Genomic DNA, 335 nt, shown 5'->3' with positions numbered 1-335 from the left:
CTGGCGTTCGACTACCCGAGCGCCGAGCGGCTCGCCGGGTTCGTTCTGGAGCAGGTGGTCGGCGGCGCGGACGCCGCGGGTCCCGCCGCTCCGGTGCCGTTGGCCGCCACCGGCGACGTCCCGGGGGTGATCGGGGGGCGGGGTCTGCGGTTGCCGGGTGGTGTGGGGTCGCCGGAGGCGTGCTGGGCGCTGGTCGGTGGTGTGACGGTCATGGCGTCGCCGGCTCTGTTCGAGGAGGTCTCGCGTCAGCGGGGTCAGCAGCCGGACGCCCGGTGCACGTCGTTCTCTGAGGGTGCGGACGGGACGGGTTGGTCCGAGGGTGTCGGCGTGAAGCT

At 74.3% G+C, this 335-nt stretch carries 1 protein-coding gene; it reads left to right on the top strand.

The features are described 5' to 3' along the window. A partial coding sequence (locus tag PUR56_RS15260) for a beta-ketoacyl synthase N-terminal-like domain-containing protein (RefSeq protein WP_329949318.1) occupies positions 1-335 on the top strand: 335 nt, incomplete at both ends.

Source organism: Streptomyces sp. BE303 (assembly GCF_036290945.1).
In the GTDB taxonomy this organism is placed as follows: domain Bacteria; phylum Actinomycetota; class Actinomycetes; order Streptomycetales; family Streptomycetaceae; genus Kitasatospora.
Note: the sequence above shows the minus strand (reverse complement) of the source record. Positions and strands in the feature narration are given on the sequence as shown.